Genomic DNA, 16,539 nt, shown 5'->3' on the forward strand with positions numbered 1-16,539 from the left:
AATCTGTGGATAACTAGTCGGGACTAGGCGCCGGCCAGGCCGCGGCGCTTGAGCAGCGGCGCGACGTCCTTGTCGCGGCCGCGGAATTCGCGGTAGGCCTCCGTGAAGTCGCGGGATGCGCCCTTCGACAGGATCACGTCGCGGAACTTTTGGCCAGCCGCGCGCAGGTCGGTCTGCTCCTTGAACCACTCGAAACCATCGGCATCGAGTGCCTCGGCCCAGAGATAGGAGTAGTAGCCCGCGGAGTAGCCACCGGCAAAGATGTGGTTGAAGTACGTCGAGCGGTAGCGCGGGGCGATGAGCTCGTTGTCCAGCCCGGCCGCGCGTAGGGCCTCGGCTTCAAACTCGGCGACGGCCTCCGGGGTGGCCTCTAGCTTGGCGGCGTCGGCAGCACTCAGGGAATGCCACGCGAGATCGATGATCGATGCCCCCAGATACTCCGAGGTGGCGAATCCCTGGCCGAATTCGGATGCGGCGGAAATGGCGGCGAGAAGCTCGTCCGGGATTGGTTCGCCGGTCTCCACGTGGCGGGCGTATTCCTTGACCAGTCTCTCATCGAGCGCCCAGTTCTCGTTGATCTGCGAGGGGAACTCCACCCAGTCGCGCGGCACGTTGGTGCCGGCGAAGGTGGGGTAGCGGACGTCGGAAAGCAGGCCGTGCAGGGCGTGGCCGAATTCGTGGAAGACGGTGCGGACCTCGTCCATGTTTAGCAGCGGCTGCGAGCCGTCGGCGGGCTTGGTGATGCCCATGACGTTGACGATGACCGGCTTGCGCTCCAGCAGCCGGGATTGGCCCACGAACTCGCTCATCCATGCGCCTCCGCGCTTGGTGGGGCGTCCGAAGTAGTCGGTAAGGAGAAGGCCGATCCCCTTACTCTCGTGATTGACGTCTCCGTCAATCACCTCCCAGACGCGGACCCCCTCCGCATAGCCCTCGAGGTCATCGCGCGGGATGACGGTGATGCCGTAAAGGCGCTCGGCGGCGGCGAAGACGCCCTTCTCCAGGACCTGATCCAGCGGGAAGTACTTGCGCAGCTCCTCCTCATCAAGGGAGAAGTCGCGGGCGCGGACCTTGGATTCCCAATAAGGCCAGTCCGCGACGCTAAAGCCTTGGCCGTTGAGCGTTGCTTCCTCCGCGAGGAGTTTCTGCTCGCCTTCGGCATTGGCCGCGGCGGCGGGGGCGAGGTCGAAGAGCATGGTGCGGGCGGCGTCGGCAGTCGCGGCGGTTTCTTCGGCGATGACGTAGTCGGCATGCGTGGCAAAGCCCAGCAGCTCGGCGCGCTCGGCGCGCAGCTGGACGGCCTCGATGAGCCCCGGGATGTTGTTCTCGGAGCCCCTGCTTGCCGACGCCCCATACAACCTCCCCCTCGCATCCTCCCGCGCCAGACGGCTCAGCTCGGACTGCACGGTCGGAAGCTCCAGCGGGATGACATAGCCCTCGCGGCCTAACGCCTCGGCGTCGGCCTTGGCGGAGGCGATGCGCTCGGCGGGCAGACCCTCGAGTTCTTCCTCGGTGAAGGAGACCGCGCGCTCGCGGGTAGACGCCATGAGGTTGCGGCCGAATTCTTCAGAGAGCGCGGAGAGGCGCTGGTTGATCTCGGAGAGACGGGCCTTGCCGGCCGCGTCGAGGTCGGCGCCCTTGCGGGCAAAGGTGCGCAGGAGGTGGTCGTGGAGGCGCTGGCCTTCTTCGTCGTCGGCAGGCGGCGTGGCCTCCTTGATGCGTGCGTAGAGCACCTCGTTCTGGTAGATCGCGTCATGGTGCGCGGACAGGCGCGGGTAGATGTCGGCGGCGATCTCCTCCATCTCCTCGGTGACGTCGGTGCCGGAGAGGTTGCCAAAGACCGCCATGACGCGGTCGAGGTCCTGGCCGGAGCGCTCGAGCGCCTCCACGGTGTTTTCCCACGTGGGGGCGGCGGGGTTGTCGGTGATGGAGGTGATCTCGGCGTCGTGAAGCGCGAGTGCCTCGTCGAAGGCGGGGCGGTAGTGCTCGACCTTGATCTCCGCAAACGGCGGGAGCTGGTAGGGCAGCGTGGAGGGAGTTAGCAGTGGGTTAGTCATAAGAAACTACCGTACCTAATAAGCTCCGCCCTATGTGATTGCTTTCACTAAATTATCCGACCGGGACTGGCGTGCGTTCCTTGCGCTGGGTTGTGGCACGGTTCACCAGAATGACATCGAGAACCAGGAAAGCTGCCAAGGTGATTCCTAAGAGCGGCAGGAAGACTCCGACGGTGGCGGCGAATAGCGCGCCCAGTCCTGTGGCGGCCCAGGAGAAGTGGGCAGTCGGGAGGAAGCGCGGGCGGCGTTTCCACCACATGTAGTAGCCCAGCACCACCAGCGCGGCGGTGGCGAGGCCCAGTGCGAGCAGCGCGATCTGCAGTGGAAGGCCAAACATGATCCCCATGTGCAGGTACGTGCCCCAGCTGCTGAGTTTGCTAAACAGCGGCAGGCTGGAGAAAGGCTGCCGGTCGATGACCTCCCCGGTGGTGCCATCTACCGAAATTGCATCGGAGGTGGTGCGCCATTCCACCCACCGTTCGCTGACCTGCCAGGCGGAGTGGGCGTCCTCCGGCGGGTACAGGCGCAGCGGTCCGGTCAGTTCCTCGGCGCGGCCGGTGGCGAGGACACGCTCGGCGTCGGCAGCCACGCTCGTGCTTGCCGACGCTCCATGCCCTTCATGGCCTTCATGCCCGGTGTGCTCATGCGTTTCAGCGGTGGTGCCGTGCAGGGCGGTGTTGATGGGAGTGGCTTTCCAGTGCATGCGCTCGACGAGGGAATCGACGTTCCCGCCGGCCAGACCGGACCAGGTGATGCCGGTGGCAGAGAGGCCAAGCAGACCGATGAAGATCCACGCGCCAATAGTGGAGTGCAGGCGAGTGGCCTTCCAGCGGGCAGAGCGCTTGGGCTGCTGCTGCGCGGCGTTCGCGGTTGCTTTGTTCTTCGGGCGGCGGCGAATCCACCACATATAGAGGCCTCCACAGGCCATGACCCACAACCAGGAAGCGGCCAGCTCCGAGTAGAGCTCACCGATCTTGCCCAGGTGGAAGCTTTCGTGTAGGGAGGAAATCCAGCGGCGCAGTGGCATCTCGCCTAGGCCCGAGTAGGTGGGGTAGTCCCCGATGACCTTGGCGGTTGCGGGGTTGATGAAGACGGTGCGCTGCAGGCTCTCGTCGATGCTTTCATCGGAGACCAGCACGCGCGTGGAATCCGTCGGTGTCGTGGCCGGCCAGACCTGAGTGACCGGCATGTCAGGGTGCTCGTGCTGTGCGGCCTGGATTTGTTCCTCCAGGCTCAGCGGATTCTCCACGGTAGGCACCGTCAATACGTCGTGGTAGACCACTTTCTCCAGGGAGGGCGCCACGGCATAAAGACAGCCGGTCAATGCCGCGATGAGGATGAAGGGGCCGACGAACATGCCGCCATAAAAGTGGATGCGTTGAATGAAGGATCGCAGAGCCGTCCGACTCATAAGTAGTGCTCTTTCGGGGTCTATTGATTAGGGCCTCTGCTGAACGTTCGCGGGGCGTTCAGGAGGGGCGATGGACAGGTGCTGATATCAACTGCACTAGTAGTCGGAGGCGAGGGTTTCTCGGTTCCCAGGTATTGAAAAACTTTTTAACTAACTGGGGTCCTCGGTGCTCAAAGGATGAAAATCCCGCGAGATAAGGCGCGAGAAGCAAGAAACAGTCAAGAAAAAATCTTCGCAGCTCAACGGGTAAAAATAGCGTCGCGGAGTGCTGTTTTAGGCCTGTTTGTGGTTAATGAAGCAAGAAAGCGATCCCTATTCGCTCCAGAACGGAACATAGCGCAACGAACGCGGACCGGCGTTGGGATCGTAGGCATGGATGAGTCCTTCCTCGACGGTGGCGGCAAGCAGGCGTGTGGCCTGAGCGGCTTGTGAATTCTTCAGCCCGAAGCGCTGACGGATTGAGGAATTGTTAACGGGGAGGTTCTCGAGGAAGCGAAGGCAAGCGTGTTGATAGACGGCTTGGGTCTTTTCTTCCATAGTCATCAGCGCAAAGGGGCGGTAGGCGCTGAGGGAGACGGTGGTACTTCCGTTGGCGCGAATGAGAGCAGGTGGGAAGTGCTCGGCTTCGAGTGAAGAGACGATTTTATCCCAGCCACTTCCGCGTTGCTCGACAAAATGCGCCAGACGTAAAGCTTCACCGAGATGGGTATTGCGTGTGGTGGACGCCGAGTCAATGAACCGTTGGGGGTCGATAAGCGGGGTGCCTGGGTTGGTTACTTCGACCCGATCGCTGAAAATCTCCACGGTTAAGAACCGGCCACGCTGTTCAAGATCCTGGTGCATGAGCGCATTTGCTAGCACCTCGCGGAAGGCTACCGTTGGCAACAACGGAGTCACTACGCGCTTACCACTGGAATCAATATGTTCGCCACCTGGACGAATGGTGTTGAAGAGCGTGACTATGTGGGTGAAGGAAGACGCATAGCCTTCGGTGAATTCCCATTCTCGTTCCACCTCCGTGCGTGAAGGACCGTTGAAATGTAGGACGCGGGGAGCGCGCCCGCGCAGCTCCGGAAAGTCCTGAAGAGAGCGCGCATACATGAGCGCGGACCAAGCCGGAATATGCCAGCCTTGCTCGTGTGAGTAGGAGATGGCTTTGGCGCTCCTCAACGTGTCGATGAGGGCGGCGCCTGTCGTATGTGGGAGTTCCGGTCTATTAAGGAAGAAAGCCTCAGGATCAAGCAGGTCGGTAATCGATTCGGGCTCAAGGCCCTCGGCCACTACTGTGTTCTCAAATTCGAACTGGTTGAGTTTTTGCCAGAGCTGACGTTCCTCATTGGGAAAGTCCATGAGGTTTTTCATGTAGCTGCCCTTGCGGAAATACCGCTTCCCTTCGAAGGAATACGGGGCGGACAATGCGGCGGGGATGCGCAGAAGCACAACGAGATGTCCATCAACCGTGATCTCGTCGAAGGTCAGTTCAGGGGCTGGGCTAATGACGCGGTTGAGCCAAGGAAGGAGATCCTCGTTTCCCTTCCCTTTGGTGAGCTGCCAATTAAAGGTCGTCCCGACGATGGTTCGGTCGTCGTTGACACCCCACACGAGATATCCCGCAGGCTCATCATGCAGGCGCGCCGAATTTCCCAAGGCGCAAGCATATTTCGCAATCTCCGCGCCGGAGGATAGCTTGTTTACCTTGAACTCGAGCCACGGTAGCTCAGCCGGAAGCGTTGTAAACCGTTTCACGCGGGCTACAAGTTGTTCCTCAGGCGCAGTATTGATGGGAGTCATGAGTAAAAGTATGCGCGAGAAGCAAGAAACAGTCAAGAAAAAGTCTTCGCAGCTCAACGGGTAAAAATAGCGTCGCGGAGTGCTGTTTTAGGCCTGTTTGTGGTTAATGAAGCAAGAAAAGACCGCCTCGAACTCCGGGGAGGAGACGAAGCGGTCTTTTGTTAAGCGCCTAGCGCAGAATTACTTCTTCAGGCCGTCAATGATTTCGTTGAAGGCAGCGACCGGGCGCATGGTCTGGTTGAGCTTTTCCTCGTTCGGGGCGTAGTAGCCGCCGAGGTCGACGGGGGCGCCCTGGACGTCGAGAAGCGCCTGCTCAATCTCGCCAGCCTTGGCCTCGAGGGCCTCAGCAACCGGCTTGAAGGCCTCGGCCAGCTCGGCGTCGTCAGTCTGCGCAGCCAGCTCCTTGGCCCAGTTGAGGGTCAGGAAGAAGTGGGAGCCGCGGTTGTCGTTCTCGCCTACCTTGCGGGACGGGGACTTGCCCTCATCCAGCAGGGTCTCGGTGGCCTTGTCCAGTGCAGCGGCCAGCACGCCAGCCTTGGCGTTGCCGTTGGTGTTGTGCTCGTGGCGGAAGGACTCAGCCAGAGCCAGGAACTCACCGAGGGAGTCCCAGCGCAGGTGGTTCTCCTCCTGAACCTGCTGGACGTGCTTCGGAGCGGAGCCGCCGGCACCGGTCTCGAACAAGCCGCCGCCAGCCATGAGCGGAACCACAGACAGCATCTTCGCGGAGGTGCCCAGCTCCAGGATGGGGAAGAGGTCGGTGTTGTAGTCACGCAGGACGTTACCGGTGACGGAGATGGTGTCCTCGCCCTTGCGGATGCGCTCGACGGAGGTCTTGGTCGCGGTGACCGGGTCCTCGATGGAGATGTCCAGGCCCTCGGTGTCGTGATCCTGGAGGTACTTCTTGACCAGCTCGATGAGGTTGGCATCGTGACCGCGCTCCGGGTCGAGCCAGAAGATGGCCTTCATGCCGGACAGGCGAGCGCGGTTGACGGCCAGCTTGACCCAGTCCTGGATCGGGGCGTCCTTGGTCTGGCAGGCGCGCCAGATATCGCCAGCTTCCACGTCGTGGGAGATGAGGGCCTCGCCCTTGGAGTTGCGGACCTCGACGGTGCCCGCAGCCGGGATCTTGAAGGTCTTGTTGTGGGAGCCGTACTCCTCAGCCTTCTGTGCCATGAGGCCGACGTTCGGGACGGTACCCATGGTGGTCGGGTCGTAAGCGCCGTTGGCCTTGCAATCCTCGATCACGGCCTGGTAGACGCCGGCGTAGGAAGAATCCGGGATGACGGCGAGGGTGTCCTGCTCCTCGTCGTTCTTGTTCCACATGTGGCCGGAGGTGCGGATCATGGCCGGCATGGAGGCGTCAATAATGACGTCAGACGGAACGTGCAGGTTGGTAATGCCCTTGTGGGAGTTGACCATGGCGAGGTCAGGACCGTCGGCAAGCGCGGCGTCGAAGGCAGCCTTGATCTCAGCACCGTTCTCCAGCTTGTCCAGGCCCTCGTAGATAGCGCCCAGGCCGTTCTCGCCATTGAGGCCAGCGGCCTCGAGCTCCTTGCCGTACTTCTCAAAGACGTCAGCGAAGAAAGCGCGCACCACGTGGCCGAAGATGATGGGGTCAGAGACCTTCATCATGGTGGCCTTGAGGTGAGCGGAGAAGAGAACGCCCTCTTCCTTGGCGCGGGCAACCTGCGCCTTGAGGAACTCATCGAGTGCCTTGGCGGACATGAAGGTGCCGTCGATGACCTCGCCCTTGAGGACCGGCAGCTTCTCCAGCAGGGTCTGCTCGCCCTCGGCGGTCTTCAGGACGATGGAGAGGGTGTCCTCCTCCGGCATGATGACGGACTTCTCGTTGTGGCGGAAGTCGTTAGCGTCCATGGTGGCCACGTTGGTCTTGGAATCAGCGGACCAAGCGCCCATCTTGTGCGGGTTCTTCTTAGCGAAGTTCTTGACCGCAATCGGAGCGCGGCGGTCGGAGTTGCCCTCACGCAGAACCGGGTTGACGGCGGAGCCCTTGACGGCGTCGTACTTCTCCTGAGCCTCTTCGTACTCCGGGAGATCAAAGCCGGCTGCCTGCAGCTCAGCGATGGCCTTCTTCAGCTGCACCAGGGAAGCGGAGATGTTCGGCAGCTTAATGATGTTGGCTTCCGGGGTCTTGGCCAGCTGGCCAAGCTCAGCCAGGGCGTCGGAAACCTTCTTGTCACCAAGGCGCTCCGGGAACTGGGCCAGGATGCGGCCGGCCAGGGAAATGTCGCGGGTTTCTACCTCGATGCCCGCGGTGGAAGCGAAGGCCTCCACGACGGGCTTGAAGGAGTAGGTCGCCAGCAGCGGCGCCTCGTCGGTACGGGTCCAGATAATCTTTGCCATGGTTCTCCTAAAGAAGTTGAAAACTGTTCAACCTCACAGGATACCTGTCTTATTTTCTCGCGGTGCCGGTCCCCCTGTGACTCGCGCCACCAGCGGGGCGGGGCTGTGTGATCGCTAGGGCCTTCTCGTCTGCGCGCGGGAAAGGGACTAAGGTACGCGCACGTGAATCTCCCGCACTCCGCTCCCCGCATCCAACGCCGTCCCGTCCCGCGCCAAACGGAAATCTCCTCAACCCGCCGCACCATCGTCATGATCGCCATGGCGCTGGGTGCCTTCGCCATCGGCACCACGGAGTTCACCTCGATGGGCCTGCTACCGCTCATCGCGGATGATTTCGGGATTACGGAAGACACGGCGTCGGTAGTCATCTCCGTCTATGCACTCGGCGTTGTCGTGGGCGCGCCGGTCATCGCTGCACTCACGGGCAAGCTCCCACGCCGCCGCCTCATTATCCTGCTTATTGGTTTCTTGCTCGTGGGCAACCTGCTCACGGCCTTGGCCCCGAACTACGGAGTTCTGCTGGTGGCGCGCTTCATCGCTGGCCTGCCGCACGGCGCGTACTTCTCCGTAGCTAACCTGGCGGCGGTCTCGATGGCACCTCCTGGCCGCCAAGGTTTTGCCATGTCGATGGTGGGCATGGGTCTGTCCATCGCCACCGTGATCGGTGTGCCCGCGGCGCAGGCCCTAGGCCAAGGATTGGGCTGGCATGCGGCGTACTTTTTGGTCGTGGCCATTGCGGGACTCACGATGATCCTGCTCTTTTTCCTCTTTCCGCACATGACGCGCATGCCGCAAACAGATATGTTTACAGAGCTCGGCGCGCTGAAAAACAGCCAGGTCCTACTCACCGTATTCCTTGGCACCGTTGGCTTCGGCGGCATGTTCGCCGTCTATACCTACATCACGTGGACCATGACGGACGTCGCCGGCATGGACCCGAGCCACACGTGGATTGTGCTCATGGCCTATGGCATCGGCATGACCACAGGCAACGTCGCCGGTGGCTGGTTGGCGGACCGTAACCTGGAATTCGGCATCATTTTTGCCCTTATCTGCATGGTTAGCGTGTCGGTGACCTTCTACTTCGTGGCTCACAGCGCGTGGGCGGGCACGATTGTCTTTGGCGTCTTGGCCTTCTTCGGCTCCATCCTTGTGCCGTCGTTGCAGCTGCGCTTGGTCAACGTGGCGGGGGATGCACAGACCCTCGCGGCGGCGTTGAACCAGTCCGCCCTCAACATCGCCAATGCGGCGGGCGCGGCCATCGGCGGCGCAGTCGTGGGCGCGGGCTACTCCTATAACTCCACCGCGCTGGCCGGTGCGGGCCTGGCGGTGGCAGGCTGTCTCACCTGGGTTGTCACAATGTGGGACAAGCGCCGTCTAGCCCCTTCCGTGAAGATTATTGAACAGAGTTAGACTGTCCGGCATGAGTTTCACCATCGCCTCCGTCAACGTCAACGGCATCCGCGCGGCTTGCAAACAGCGCAATGAGAACAACCCAGGCATGAACGCGTGGCTGGAGACCACACCGGCCGACGTCGTCCTCATGCAGGAGGTGCGCGCCAACCCCGAGCAGACCCAGAAGGCCTTGGCCCCGGCTCTGGAGGCCGGATGGAACCTGGTACAGGCCGAATCTGCCGCCAAGGGCCGCGCGGGCGTGGGTATCCTATCGAAGCATGCGCTTGGCGACGTCTCCGTAGGCTTCGGCTCCTTCGCCGAATCCGGCCGCTTCATCGCCGCCACCGTGGAAGGCGTGCGGGTGGCTTCCCTGTATTTGCCTTCCGGTGATACCGATTCCCCGAAGCAGGATGAGAAATACCTCTTCCTGGATGAATTCTCTGACGTTCTGGATGAGATGGCCGTGACCTACCCGGAGGCCGTCATCGGCGGTGACTGGAACATCTGCCACCGCGCCCAGGACCTGAAGAACAATAAGGCCAACGAGAAAAAGTCCGGCCACCTGCCGGAGGAGCGCGCCTTCATGGACCGCGTCTTCGGTTCTTTCCCGGATGAGCAGCCGCAGGACAAGAAGGGGCTGGGGGACTGGCTCGGCGTGGTGGACTACGAAACCAAGACCGCTTGGGAGGCGGCCAAGGATCCGCAGTGGTTTGACGTCGCCAGGCGCCTGTACCCGGCGGCGGATGGCCCCTACACGTGGTGGACCTACCGTGGCCAGGCTTTCAACAACGATGCCGGATGGCGCATTGACTACCAGGCGGCCACGAAGGCCATGCTGGAGCGCGCGCAGCGCACCTGGGTGGAGAAGGCGCCGACGGTGGAGGAGCGCTGGTCTGATCACTCTCCGCTTCTGGTCGAGTACAAGTAGCCCACTCCAAGTAGTGGTACGATAATCCCGTCTTAACGTCCTTTTCTATTTCGCAGGAGATGCTCATGACCCGCGCAATCATCTACTTTGTCCTCGGCGCTATTCTGCTTGCCCTGGGTATCTGGTGGTGGACCATCGTCGGACCGTCCTTTGCCTTCCTTGGCCCGATCGTCCTCCAGGGCGTTGGCGGCGCGTTCATGGTGGCCGGTTTCGCCGTCATGATGGACGTTATTAGCCCGACCTCCCGCAAGATTTAACCGACGCAGCGCCGCCCCAGCGGAGGCGGCAGAGTAGAGTGGTCAACCATGACTGACTCCACTTCTGCATCGAACTCCGCTTCCCGAGTCCTCTCTGGCATTCAGCCCACGGCGGACTCTTACCACCTGGGTAACTACCTCGGAGCGCTCAAGCAGTGGATTGACCTGCAAGACTCGCACGAGGCTTTCTACTTCATCCCGGACCTGCACGCCATCACGGTGGAGCAGAACCCGGAGGAGCTGCGCCACCGCACTGTGGCGGGTGCTGCGCAGCTGATCGCGTTGGGCATCGACCCGGCGAAATCTACCCTCTTCGTCCAATCCCACGTCCCCGCGCACGCGGAGCTGACGTGGGTTTTGCAGTGCCTGACCGGCTTCGGTGAGGCCTCCCGCATGACCCAGTTCAAGGACAAGTCTCAAAAGCAGGGCCAGGACCGCACCTCGGTGGGCTTGTTTACCTACCCCGTTTTGATGGCCGCGGATATCCTTCTCTATTCCCCGCACTACGTGCCGGTGGGGGAGGACCAGCGCCAGCACCTCGAGCTCACCCGCAACCTGGCGGAGCGTTTCAACAACAAGTACGGTGAGGTCTTCCGCGTGCCGGAGGCCTTCATTCCGGAAGGCTCGGCCAAGATTTATGACCTGCAAGAGCCGACGTCCAAGATGTCGAAGTCGGGGGCCAACCCGAAGGGCATCGTGAACCTGCTCGATGCTCCCAAGACCTCCGCCAAGCGCATCAAGTCCGCGGTGACCGATGACCTCGGCGTGGTGGCCTTTGACCGTGAGAAGCAGCCGGGCGTGTCCAACCTACTGGCCATCCAGTCCGCGCTGACGGGGGAGAGCATCCCGGATCTCGTGGACAAGTATGCCGGTCAGGGCTATGGCCACCTCAAGGTCGATACGGCCGAGGCGCTCGAGGCCTTCACCACTCCGCTCAAGGCTCGCTACGACGAGCTCATGGAAGACCGCGGCGAGCTCGAGCGCATCTTGGCCCAGGGCGCCGAGCGCGCTACGGAGATCGCCACCCCCCTCGTGGACAAGGTCTACGAGGCGGTGGGGTTCCTCCCCGCGCGTCGCGGCTGAGTTGGCTAGCATGATGAAGACTGTGTAGAGGTTTCTGTAATTAACTTTTAAGGGGAACGCCAGTGGCGCCAACGACTCGACCTGATGAGAAGAAGACCGATGACTACGGCATTGAGCGAGCTCACGCCGATGAACCGGGCGCGGTAGACAAAGTCCGTGAGAAGTCCGGCTTCATCGACCACATTATGAAGATGCTGGACCGCTACGGTAGCCAAGGCGGCAACCAGTTCGCGGCCGGAATTACGTATTTCTCGGTTCTAGCTCTCTTTCCCATCTTCATGCTCACCGTGGCCGCCGCCGCGACCGTGCTGGCGAACCGCCCCGACCTCATGCAGCAGCTGGAGGAGCAGATCACCAACGCCGTATCGGGCGATCTGGGTAATTCGATTACGGAGCTTCTCCACACCGCGATTAAGCAGCGCGGCGCGATGTACGGCATCGGTGGCCTGACCACCCTGTGGTCCGGGCTCGGCTGGATGAATAATCTGCGCATCGGCATTTCTGCCATGTGGAACCAGGACCCCACCGACGCACCGGGCAATTTCGTGACCCATAAGCTCAGCGACCTGCTGGGCCTCATCGGCCTGCTCGTGGCCATGATCATCGCCTTCGGCGTGACGGCAGCGGGTTCGTCCGGGCTGACCCAGAAGATCTTCGAGTGGGTCGGCATCGAGTCCTTCCCTGGCATGGGAGCGGTGCTTGTTATCGCCGGAATCGTGATTGGTCTTATCGCTAACTTCCTGGTCTTTTGGTGGATGGTGGCCTTCCTGCCGCGCACGAAGGTGCCCACCAAGTCGGGCTTGATGGGCGCGGCCATTGGCGCGGTGCTTTTTGAAGCCATCAAGCAGCTGTCCACCGTCATCATGTCCTCCGCGGCGGGCAACCCAGCCGGTGCCGTGTTCGGCCCTGTGATTGTCCTCATGGTGGTCATGTACCTGGTCTGGCGCGTCGTGCTCTACGTTTCCGCGTGGACGGCCACCACCGAGGAATCCCTTGAGCTGATGGTCCCGCCGGTTCCGGATCAGGCGGTTATCCGCGTCCGCAATGAGATCCGCCGGGGCCCGAACCCGGGCGTGGCCTTGGGTGCCGGTGCCGCACTCGGCGCGGCGGCCGCAGGCGCATGGGCCTTGCTGCGCCGAAAGTAGGCCGATGCTTCCAGTATCTTTCGCTCCGAACCTGTATGAACACTTCACCCTGGATTCGCGCGCGACCTCACGCGAACTCGGCGTGCAGCTGGCGGCTGCCGACGCCCGCCTCGAAGGCCTCGGCTACCTCCCCGAGGATGCGGAGCGCGAGGAGCTCGCCGTTGCCGCCCGCATCCTCTGCGAGCCTTCTACCCGGGCAAGCTATGACCAAAAGGTAGAATCAGGCGCCCGGCTTACTTGGGCGCAACTGGAGGACTACGCGAATACCGGCCGCTGGGACGAAAGCCACCACGCTCCCGCGCCCGCGCACGACGCCCCGCGTGCAACCCCCGGCACCCGCGTGCTTTTGGCCGTCATCGACTACGTCATTGCGGCGATCGGTGTGTCCCTCCTCGTAAGTCTCGGGGTGTACAACTCCGCTTTCAATGAGGTCTGGCTCACCAGCATCTCGGGCATCATCACGGTGGCCTATTACATCTGCTTCGAGGTCCTCGTAGGAGCAACGCCGGCGAAGCTGATAGCTGGATACACGGTGCGCGATGTCACCACCCGCGAGAAGCTCACCTGGCAGCAGAGCATTAAGCGCAACTGGTGGCGCGTGGCCTCCCTCGTGCCGCTTGTCGGCCCGCTCATTGCCTTCTTCGGAGCCCTCTACGTGGTGACCACGATTGGCCCGAAGAACGCGCTTCGCGGCCAGCACGACATCATGGCTAACGCCGAAGTAGTGAAAAAGTAGCCACCGCCACCACGAGGAGGGTGACGAGGCCCGCCACCAGCCACCCGATCCAGCCCTGCGAGTCCGCGAAGGACGACGCCGTCGCCGGGGCCTCAGCGGTGGCGGTGGCAGAAGGCGTGGTGGGCGCTGTGCTGGGCTCCTGCGACTCCGAAGGCTCATGCCTCCCAGCCGCGAAATCATCGAGCTGCCCCACGCCGTCGCCGGGCTGGACGTCGGAGGCTTCGTCGAGAAGCATCTGCGCCTGCTCCCACGCGCGGAAACCATGCTCAACGGTCGTATCGAGGAGAACCGCCTGGAGGCGGCGCCCATCGCGGTTGATCGCACCGACGAAAGTGTGGTGCGCGTCCTCGGTATAGCCGGTCTTGCCGCCGATACCATCCGGATCATTGAGGAAGAGCCCGTTATCGTTCCACAGCTCATAACCGGGCATGTCACCCCAGCCGGGAAACTCCACGTGCTCAGTATCGACGATGCGCGCGAAGGTGTCGTTGGCAAAAGCCGCGCGGTAAATCAGCGAGATATCCGCCGCGGACGTCGACATACCCGCCGCGTCCAGCCCGGAGTAGCTGGCCGCCACCGTCGAGCGCGTGCCAATCTCCTTCGCCTTCGCGTTGACCTTCTCCAGCGCCTCCTCATCCCCGCCTATGGCCTGCGCGAGAGCGTGTGCGGCATCGTTGCCGGAAGCCATGAGCAAACCCTGGAGAAGCTGCTCCACGGTATAGACCCCATCCGGGCCGAGGCCGACGGCGGAGCCTTCGACGGAGGCGTCGTCAAGCGTGGCGGTGATGCGTTGGTCCAAGGGAAGCTCCTCGATGACCACGAGCGCTAACAGTGCTTTGATGATGGAGGCCGGGCGGTAGCGCCCGTTGGGGTCCTTCATGGCGATGATCTCGCCCGTGTCCACGTCACTGACCATCCACGCCGAGGCCACGACGTCCTTATTGACCCGAAAACCCGACGGCGCGGTGACACCGCACGCAGCGCCCTCAACCGCGGGCAGGGGAGTGGGCGCTGCCTGGCCGGGAGCCAACCGCTCCGAGGTGGTCGTCGGCTCCTCAGGCACGAGGGAATGCGGGCACAAGTCAGTATCCGGCGCAGTGGTGCGCGTGGGCGATGATGACTCTTCCTCTTCTGCAAACGCCGGCGGCGTGGCGGCCAGAGCGATGACGGTGAGGAGCGCGGGGACATGTTTCATAGCGTGCTTAATCCTAGACCCCGTCCTAGGATGAACCTCATGCATGACGCACCTCTGATTAGCCCCGAAAACAAAGATTCCGGCGCCGAGATTTTCGCTCGTCTGCCCAAAGTGACGCTGTTGGCGCCGCTGCCCACGGTTGCATCCACCCCGGACGAGCTCCGCGCGGCCACGCACGCTGCTGTGCAGGCGCTTGCCGACGACCACGTGGTCTACGCCGAGCTCCGCCTGCGCCCCAGTGCTTTCCCCTTCGGCGCCGCCGAGGCGCTGGCTGCGGCGCAAGAGGGTCTTGATGTTCCCGGTATTGATGCGCGGATCATCGTGGAGGGCGCGGCCGACAATGTGGATGCCGGCGAGGCTGTTGCCGGTGCAGCGCTGACTGAGCTGTCCGCAGCGGAGAAGCTGCGTGAAAATTTCATTCCCTGGGAGCGGGACGTGGCTTCGTACGAGGATGCCGTGGCAGCCGTGCACGCCGGTGCGACGCGTTTGGTCCACGCAACGGATCTCATCGATGATTTCGGTGCCGACCTTGACGGCGTTCGCCCGGGCAAGGCCTCTGCGTGGGTGCGGGATCGCCGCATCGCGCTGACCTTCGCGCCGCTAGAGGAATTGCCCGCAGAGGAGCTGGTCGATCACCCTCTGCCGCTGCTGCAGCAGCTCGGCTTTACCTGCACGGTGGCGGGCGAGAAGCTCAGCGATGTCTTCCTCGCCCTGAGCGAGACCTTCGGCTATGGCCTCGAGGAGTTCTTCGACCTCACCATCAAGGCCATTGAGAATTCCTTTGCTAGCGAAGAAGACCGCCAGCGCCTCATCGAGCAGGAGATCCTGCCCGCCTATGAGGAACTGGCGGATCCGGAATTCGCGGAAGACGCTTCAGAAATGAGCGATTCCGATGCGGAAGAAGACAGCGAGTCTTCCAAGTAGAAGCTAGAAGCGGGAGAAACGCTTCGTCAGCATTTCCTCCAGGCCCTTCCAGGACTCCGCGTGCTCGGTGTAGGGCTTGGAGGGGACGTAGCCCGCGTGCTCGGTGGAGCCGAGCATGTAGCCCAGGTAGTCCTGGAAGCGCGGGTTCTGCAGCATATAAGAGTTGATGGAGTCATCCCCGGCCCAGTCGGCAGCGTCGGCACAGACCTCGTAGCAGCGGCTCATCTGATCCGTATCGACTGCCTCCGGACCCTTTTCAATGTCGCGCACGATGCCATTGAAGGTGTACTGGTTATCCGGGTGGACGGTGACCTCGAGCTCGCCCGCGTTCGCCGCGGCAACGACCTCCTCCCAGGTGGAAACCTTTGCTAGGTCATGGTCGTCGTTCTCCATGATCCAGCGCACGAGCACCTTGGAGCTGGGGAAGGTAAAGATCTCGCCCCACTTGCCCAGGAACACCGGCTTGCCGTTGAGGTAGGTGCGCAGGGTGTAGACCGTCCGCTGGTTGGCGGTGATCTTAATCGGGTCGATGCCTGCGGCTGCCCACGGGGAATTGTCGTAGGGATCGGCGGATTTCGCTGCCGCCTCGCGCTCTTCTTCGGCCTTCTTGCGTGCTTCTTCCGCGGCTTCGCTGGCGGCAGAGATGCGGGTAGCGGCATCCGCGGTTGCCTCCTGGCTGAAATCGGAGGAAGGGATGACCTTGACTACCTTGTCGAGGTCCTCGATGACCTCACGCCAGTTGCTATGAATAACGCGGCCTACGCCGGACCATTCGCCCATGCCTTGGTCACCGGCATAGTGATCGGCTCCGCGGGCGGGGTTGCGCAAAATGGAATGCGAAGCGAAGAAAATCACGGTGTGCTCCGCGGCCCCGACCTCTGCCAGCGCGTGTGCAATTTCTAGGCAGCGTGCGACGGTGGACACGTTCTCGTGGCTGGGGCGGCCAGCCAAGTGCTTTGGCATGCCGATGAGGTCGTATACGTGCTTCTTCTCCGGAACGACGCGGTCCGCCGCCTGGGAATTGAAGGCCTCCCACTTTGGGTGATCGAGCAGGTCGTGCTTCGAGCCGGATTCGAGGAAGCACAGCATCTCGGCTTCGGTGTTAAAGAGCAAGACGGACTCGTCATCACCGAGGAAGGCCTGCCACTCGGAACCATTCTGGCGCCACTTCGGCGCCCAGAGGGTATAAAAATCACCCTCAGAAAGGGAGAGCTGGATGGGTACAATCGCGCGGGTGTTCATGGGCAAACAGT

13 protein-coding genes are annotated in these 16,539 nt (G+C 62.3%); 7 read left to right on the forward strand and 6 right to left on the reverse strand.

The window, feature by feature from the left end:
- Positions 1 to 23: 23 nt before the first annotated feature.
- The 4 genes from HMPREF2698_RS08975 to HMPREF2698_RS08990 form a co-directional block, all read right to left on the reverse strand.
- Positions 24 to 2,057: a M3 family metallopeptidase gene (locus tag HMPREF2698_RS08975; protein WP_070563859.1), complete on the reverse strand. Its 2,034-nt coding sequence runs from the start codon at positions 2,055 to 2,057 to the stop codon at positions 24 to 26.
- Positions 2,058 to 2,109: 52 nt separating this feature from the next.
- Positions 2,110 to 3,468: a PepSY-associated TM helix domain-containing protein gene (locus HMPREF2698_RS08980; protein ID WP_070563862.1), complete on the reverse strand. Its 1,359-nt coding sequence runs from the start codon at positions 3,466 to 3,468 to the stop codon at positions 2,110 to 2,112.
- Positions 3,469 to 3,780: 312 nt separating this feature from the next.
- Positions 3,781 to 5,259 carry an RNA-binding domain-containing protein gene (locus HMPREF2698_RS08985; protein WP_070521413.1) on the reverse strand — a complete coding sequence of 493 codons (1,479 nt, stop codon included), beginning with the start codon at positions 5,257 to 5,259 and terminating at the stop codon, positions 3,781 to 3,783.
- A 180-nt stretch (positions 5,260 to 5,439) separates the two neighbouring features.
- The gene (locus tag HMPREF2698_RS08990; RefSeq protein WP_070563865.1) at positions 5,440 to 7,623 is read right to left on the reverse strand and encodes an NADP-dependent isocitrate dehydrogenase; all 2,184 of its coding nucleotides are present in this window, start codon (positions 7,621 to 7,623) and stop codon (positions 5,440 to 5,442) included.
- A 162-nt stretch (positions 7,624 to 7,785) separates the two neighbouring features.
- On the opposite strand from HMPREF2698_RS08990, the gene HMPREF2698_RS08995 reads away from it, so the two are divergent.
- The 6 genes from HMPREF2698_RS08995 (at position 7,786) to HMPREF2698_RS09020 (ending at position 13,167) form a co-directional block, all read left to right on the forward strand.
- Positions 7,786 to 9,036 (forward strand): MFS transporter, encoded by a 1,251-nt coding sequence (locus HMPREF2698_RS08995; RefSeq protein ID WP_070530659.1) that lies wholly within the window; start codon positions 7,786 to 7,788, stop codon positions 9,034 to 9,036.
- A gap of 10 nt (positions 9,037 to 9,046) precedes the next feature.
- Positions 9,047 to 9,946 carry an exodeoxyribonuclease III gene (locus HMPREF2698_RS09000; protein WP_070563868.1) on the forward strand — a complete coding sequence of 300 codons (900 nt, stop codon included), beginning with the start codon at positions 9,047 to 9,049 and terminating at the stop codon, positions 9,944 to 9,946.
- A gap of 65 nt (positions 9,947 to 10,011) precedes the next feature.
- Complete coding sequence (locus HMPREF2698_RS09005; protein ID WP_049157254.1) at positions 10,012 to 10,203, forward strand: hypothetical protein; 192 nt, start codon at positions 10,012 to 10,014, stop codon at positions 10,201 to 10,203.
- Between the two features lie 48 nt (positions 10,204 to 10,251).
- Positions 10,252 to 11,286 carry a tryptophan--tRNA ligase gene (gene trpS, locus HMPREF2698_RS09010; protein WP_070530655.1) on the forward strand — a complete coding sequence of 345 codons (1,035 nt, stop codon included), beginning with the start codon at positions 10,252 to 10,254 and terminating at the stop codon, positions 11,284 to 11,286.
- A 62-nt stretch (positions 11,287 to 11,348) separates the two neighbouring features.
- Entirely contained in the window at positions 11,349 to 12,431 is a 1,083-nt protein-coding gene (locus HMPREF2698_RS09015; protein ID WP_070563871.1) for a YhjD/YihY/BrkB family envelope integrity protein, read from the forward strand.
- Positions 12,432 to 12,435: 4 nt separating this feature from the next.
- Positions 12,436 to 13,167, forward strand: a complete 732-nt coding sequence (locus HMPREF2698_RS09020) for an RDD family protein (protein ID WP_070563874.1) — start codon at positions 12,436 to 12,438, stop codon at positions 13,165 to 13,167.
- On the opposite strand, the gene HMPREF2698_RS09025 is transcribed toward HMPREF2698_RS09020, so the two are convergent.
- Positions 13,142 to 14,362 carry a D-alanyl-D-alanine carboxypeptidase family protein gene (locus HMPREF2698_RS09025; RefSeq protein ID WP_070563877.1) on the reverse strand — a complete coding sequence of 407 codons (1,221 nt, stop codon included), beginning with the start codon at positions 14,360 to 14,362 and terminating at the stop codon, positions 13,142 to 13,144. The two genes, HMPREF2698_RS09020 and HMPREF2698_RS09025, sit on opposite strands and share 26 nt — an antisense overlap.
- A gap of 39 nt (positions 14,363 to 14,401) precedes the next feature.
- Here HMPREF2698_RS09025 and HMPREF2698_RS09030 point away from each other — a divergent pair, with 39 nt between their 5' ends.
- The gene (locus tag HMPREF2698_RS09030; RefSeq protein WP_083299224.1) at positions 14,402 to 15,286 is read left to right on the forward strand and encodes an amidohydrolase family protein; all 885 of its coding nucleotides are present in this window, start codon (positions 14,402 to 14,404) and stop codon (positions 15,284 to 15,286) included.
- Positions 15,287 to 15,289: 3 nt separating this feature from the next.
- Here the strand turns inward: HMPREF2698_RS09030 and HMPREF2698_RS09035 are convergent, their stop codons facing one another.
- The gene (locus tag HMPREF2698_RS09035; RefSeq protein ID WP_070530645.1) at positions 15,290 to 16,528 is read right to left on the reverse strand and encodes a hypothetical protein; all 1,239 of its coding nucleotides are present in this window, start codon (positions 16,526 to 16,528) and stop codon (positions 15,290 to 15,292) included.
- Between the last annotated feature and the right edge of the window lie 11 nt (positions 16,529 to 16,539).

This window comes from Corynebacterium sp. HMSC072A02, from assembly GCF_001810085.1.
Classification (GTDB): Bacteria; Actinomycetota; Actinomycetes; order Mycobacteriales; family Mycobacteriaceae; genus Corynebacterium; species Corynebacterium hesseae.

Coding starts and splice junctions, on each gene's coding strand:
- HMPREF2698_RS09005 (WP_049157254.1), top strand. CDS start 10,012: ATGACCCGCGCAATCATCTACTTTGTCCTCGGCGCTATTCTGCTTGCC.
- trpS (WP_070530655.1), top strand. CDS start 10,252: ATGACTGACTCCACTTCTGCATCGAACTCCGCTTCCCGAGTCCTCTCT.
- HMPREF2698_RS09035 (WP_070530645.1), bottom strand. CDS start 16,528: ATGAACACCCGCGCGATTGTACCCATCCAGCTCTCCCTTTCTGAGGGT.
- HMPREF2698_RS08990 (WP_070563865.1), bottom strand. CDS start 7,623: ATGGCAAAGATTATCTGGACCCGTACCGACGAGGCGCCGCTGCTGGCG.
- HMPREF2698_RS08980 (WP_070563862.1), bottom strand. CDS start 3,468: ATGAGTCGGACGGCTCTGCGATCCTTCATTCAACGCATCCACTTTTAT.
- HMPREF2698_RS08985 (WP_070521413.1), bottom strand. CDS start 5,259: ATGACTCCCATCAATACTGCGCCTGAGGAACAACTTGTAGCCCGCGTG.
- HMPREF2698_RS09000 (WP_070563868.1), top strand. CDS start 9,047: ATGAGTTTCACCATCGCCTCCGTCAACGTCAACGGCATCCGCGCGGCT.
- HMPREF2698_RS09025 (WP_070563877.1), bottom strand. CDS start 14,362: ATGAAACATGTCCCCGCGCTCCTCACCGTCATCGCTCTGGCCGCCACG.
- HMPREF2698_RS09020 (WP_070563874.1), top strand. CDS start 12,436: ATGCTTCCAGTATCTTTCGCTCCGAACCTGTATGAACACTTCACCCTG.
- HMPREF2698_RS08975 (WP_070563859.1), bottom strand. CDS start 2,057: ATGACTAACCCACTGCTAACTCCCTCCACGCTGCCCTACCAGCTCCCG.
- HMPREF2698_RS09030 (WP_083299224.1), top strand. CDS start 14,402: ATGCATGACGCACCTCTGATTAGCCCCGAAAACAAAGATTCCGGCGCC.